The following is a 4377-nucleotide window of genomic DNA, read 5'->3' on the forward strand; positions in this document are numbered from 1 at the left end:
TAAATTCCCTTTTCAATCAGGCAACTTACTTTCTTATTATTCGCTTAAATAATAGCTTTTTAGTGCTATTTGGTTTAAGAAATTTTAGAAATATTTAAGTAACAACTTAGATTGTAAAATTTAATATCATTATCAATCCTTAAAAAGAGATTACAATTTCGTAGCAAAAATAAACAAGCATGTAATAAATTACATCATTATATTTATATTTTATTGTCTTTAGGCTGTGTATAAGTAAAAATAATAAAAGGGTATCAAGATTTCAGTCTTGATACCCTTTGTCTTAGATATATAAATATCCGTCTAATTAGTAATGTTATGTTCGATTTCGTCCAAATGACCGTTAATAATCTTATCGCCTAACACTTCGCCTAACTTTTGAAGTGCATCATTACGAGTCTTAATTTGATCCATATCGAAGATGATGTCAGCAATATCGCCACCAGCAAAATCAAAATCTTCATGGTAAATGTAACGACCAGCATTTTTACCGTTAAAATACTTGTCGACAGCTTCTCCCAAACCGTAAGCCCAGTCCAAATCCTTCATTTCTGGAATATCCTTACGGGTGACGTAACCTTGTTTGGCAATCAGGTCGGCAGCCTTTTGAATCATTTCATCAGTATATTCAAAAGCCGGCTTGGTTGTTTCAGCTTTCTTATCCTTATCTGCACTTTTTGTTGCCATAACTAAGATCTCCTTTTGATTTATGTTGCAATTTTATTTTAGCACTATTCCCATAAGAATGGTCAAATATACTGTTTAAATACCGACATGACGGGGTCTATAGTGGTAAAGCACCACTTTTATTCTCGGTACAACCTAGTCCTAAACCCCTACCCACCATACCTTGCTGATTCATGGTAGAATTAATAATGTATCCGCTAACATTTATAAAAATGAATTTTGAAAAGGAAGTTATCACATGGCAGACGAGAAACAAACATTTAAACCAGGTAAGTATACCGTTTCGGCTCAAGGTCATAACGGAACATTTCCGATGGACGTCACTTTTTCAGAAAACCGCATTGAATCAATTGAGATCGGTCAAAAAACTGAAACGGCTGGCATCAGTGACGTGGTTTATGACCGGATTCCTGACGCTATCGTTGACGGTCAAACACTGAATGTAGACGCCGTTACCGGTGCCTCTGAAACCAGCCGTGGTATTTTGAACGGGGTTGCTGAAGCTGTTAAAGAAGCCGGTGGCAGTGCACAAGAATGGCAGTCCCGTGATAAATATACGCCTAAAGTAACCGAAAATAGCGATCTTCAAACTGATGTTGTCATCATTGGCGGTGGTGGTGCTGGTCTTGCAGCTGCAGCAACCGTCTTGGATCAGGGACGTAAAGTGGTCGTGCTAGAAAAAGCCCCTTCGTTAGGTGGTAACACAGTTCGCGCTGGCGGTCCCATGAACGCAGCCGACCCCGATTGGCAAAATACCTTTGATGCGCTACCAGGTGAACAGGAAACGCTGCAAAGCCTACTTGAAATGAGTACTGATGACATTGACCCTGAATACCAAGCTGACTTTAAAACCTTACAATCGCAAATCAAAGCCTACTTTGCTGATATCAAGGATAAAACGCCCTACCTCTTTGATTCAGTTGAGCTCCATCGTATCCAAACTTACTTAGGTGGCAAACGAACCGATTTAAACGGCAATAGCATCCACGGTGATTATAAACTAGTCAAAACACTCACAGACAACGCATTAGCCTCTCAGAAATGGCTGGCAAAAATCGGTGTCAAATTCGATACTTCTGAAGTCACTATGCCGGTTGGCGCGCTTTGGCGTCGTGGTCACAAACCAATGGAAACTGCTGGATACGCCTATATTTCAGCACTTAGCACCTACGTCAAACACAATGGCGGTATCATTTTGACTGACAGCCCAGTCTCACGACTACTGTACGCCAAGGGTCACATCGATGGCGTACTGGTTGAAAAACCTGGCGATCACGCCTTTACCGTTCAAGCAAAAGCGGTTATTTTAGCTTCAGGTGGTTTCGGCGCCAATACCGCCCTCGTGCAGAAATACAATACTGCTTGGAGTAATATCGATGATGACATTGCCACCACTAATGCCCCAACAATCACTGGCGATGGGATTAAATTGGGACAACAAGCTCACGCAGGGGTCACGGGTATGGGCTTCATTCAAATGATGCCCGTTTCCGATCCTAAAACCGGTGAAATTTTCTCAGGTATCCAGTGTCCACCGGCAAACTTCTTGATGGTCAACCAGCAGGGCAAACGTTTCGTTAACGAATACGCAGAACGTGACGTCTTGGCTAAGGCGGCCTTCGATAACGGTGGTCTCTTCTATCTGATTGCTGACAATGAAATCAAGAAGACAGCTTACAACACCAGTGATGAGCAACTAGAACAGCAAGTTAAGGATGGCCGGCTATTTAAAGCAGACACGTTAGCCGATTTGGCCACCCAAATCAATGTGGATCCAACAACACTGGAAAACACTGTTGCAACGTACAATTCCTACGTAGAACAAGGTAGCGATCCTGACTTTGGTAAAAGTGTCTTTGATCTAAAAGTCGAAAAAGCGCCCTTCTATGCCACACCACGAAAACCTGCTATTCACCATACCATGGGCGGTTTAACCATTGACGATGGTGCTCACGTTCTTGACGAAGATGGTAATCGTATCAGCGGGCTCTATGCCGCTGGTGAGGTTGCTGGTGGTCTTCATGCCGGGAACCGGCTTGGCGGTAATTCACTGGCCGATATCTTTACCTTTGGTCCCATTGCTGCTAAATCAGCCGTCAACGAAATCGTTGATACGGTCACTTCCGCTTCCATTCATTAGGCAAACACGGAGGTTTTTCACGACGCTTGACCGCGTTGAATACCTTTAACGCTATTTTAATAATTTCCCTACAACAGTTAAAAAAGGACCTGACAAGCGTTATAATGGAGAGTAAACTCTAAATGTTGATTTTATTATGAAATGAGGAATGAATTCTTGGATAGTGGTCAGATAATTATCAATTTGATTGTCATATTAATCACTTTCTTCATCGCAGCCTTTTTTGTCGCTTGCGAATTTGCTTTAGTACAATCTCGTCCAAGTGCCATAGAAGAGGCCTTGGACAATGGAGAAGGATCCAAAAAGAGATTAACCCGTTCGTTAAAGATGGTCACTAATCTGAACGAGTATCTTTCAACCACTCAAGTGGGTGTTTCAGTCGCAGGGATCATCTTAGGCTGGTTAGGTGAATCAACCATCTCGACGATTTTGCTTGATTTACTCAACATCACACACACCAATCCGGGCGGTGCTACTGCCCACGCGATTGGTGCCGTGTTTGGTGTTCTCTTGCTGACTTACCTAGAAGTGGTTTTTACAGAAATCGTGCCTAAAAACATTTCTATCGACATGCCATTAAAGGTACTGCGTTACGTGACGACGCCATTGCATTATTGTCATATTCTGTTCTATCCCTTTGTTTGGTTGCTCAACCATTCCGCTAATGGGGTCGTCAAAGTACTAGGCTTTCCCGTTGCCAAAGAAAGCGAAGAAGTCTTTTCACAGGCTGAAATTCTCAGCCTGTCACGAAACGCTGTTGCTGGCGGTGAATTGGAGAAAAACGACTACGTTTATATGCAGCGTGCTTTTGAGCTGAACGATAAAGTGGCCAAAGACATTATGATCGACCGAACTGCATTGGTCGTCATCGATATCACAGCAAACGTTAAAGAAGCCATCAATATGTATCTGCAAGAGCGGTTCTCTCGCTTACCAGTCGTAGCAGATGGTGATAAAGATAAAATTCTAGGCTATGTTTATAACTATGATTTGATTCGGCAGCAACAAGTTGACCCAACGATTCACATTGACCGTTTACTGCGGCACATTTCAACCACCCCAGAATCAACGCCAATCACGCAGGTCTTACAACAAATGATCCATAAACAGACCCCAATCGTGGTAGTGGTTGATGAATACGGTGGGACTTCTGGCATTATTACCGATAAAGATATCTACGAAGAACTATTCGGCACTGTCCATGATGAAATTGATGATTCTTCAAACGAAGATATTTTCAAACAGCCTAACGGCACCTATCAAGTAAGCGGTAAGATGACCACTTACGATTTCGAACGCTACTTTGACGTTGATATTAAGGAATTTGAAACCAATGATGTGGTGACGCTTGCGGGATCAATTCTGGATAATCATCCTGATATTAAACAAGGCACTGTGCTTCACATTGATAACTTCGACTTCAAAGTCGTTGATTATGAAAACTCGTTTATCAACTGGTTTGAAGTAACGGTTAATGAACCTGCTCCAGCAGATGATGATGACGATGAAAATCATTCGGATAACGATGAATAGTTGAACCTAAATAGGGG

The 4377-nt window shown here is 42.2% G+C and carries 3 protein-coding genes; 2 read left to right on the top strand and 1 reads right to left on the bottom strand.

Going from position 1 to position 4377, the window contains the following annotated elements; genetic code table 11:
* Nucleotides 1-303: 303 nt before the first annotated feature.
* Nucleotides 304-687 (bottom strand): hypothetical protein, encoded by a 384-nt coding sequence (locus AC6H04_RS07910; RefSeq protein WP_497571183.1) that lies wholly within the window; start codon nt 685-687, stop codon nt 304-306.
* Nucleotides 688-925: 238 nt separating this feature from the next.
* On the opposite strand from AC6H04_RS07910, the gene AC6H04_RS07915 reads away from it, so the two are divergent.
* Together AC6H04_RS07915 and AC6H04_RS07920 are read left to right on the top strand one after the other, a co-directional pair.
* Nucleotides 926-2827, top strand: a complete 1902-nt coding sequence (locus tag AC6H04_RS07915; protein WP_497571184.1) for a flavocytochrome c — start codon at nt 926-928, stop codon at nt 2825-2827.
* A gap of 141 nt (nt 2828-2968) precedes the next feature.
* A complete protein-coding gene (locus AC6H04_RS07920; protein ID WP_497571185.1) occupies nt 2969-4360 on the top strand; it encodes a hemolysin family protein in 1392 nt (463 codons plus the stop codon).
* Nucleotides 4361-4377 lie beyond the last annotated feature (17 nt).

The organism is Secundilactobacillus sp. MJ173, assembly GCF_059704265.1.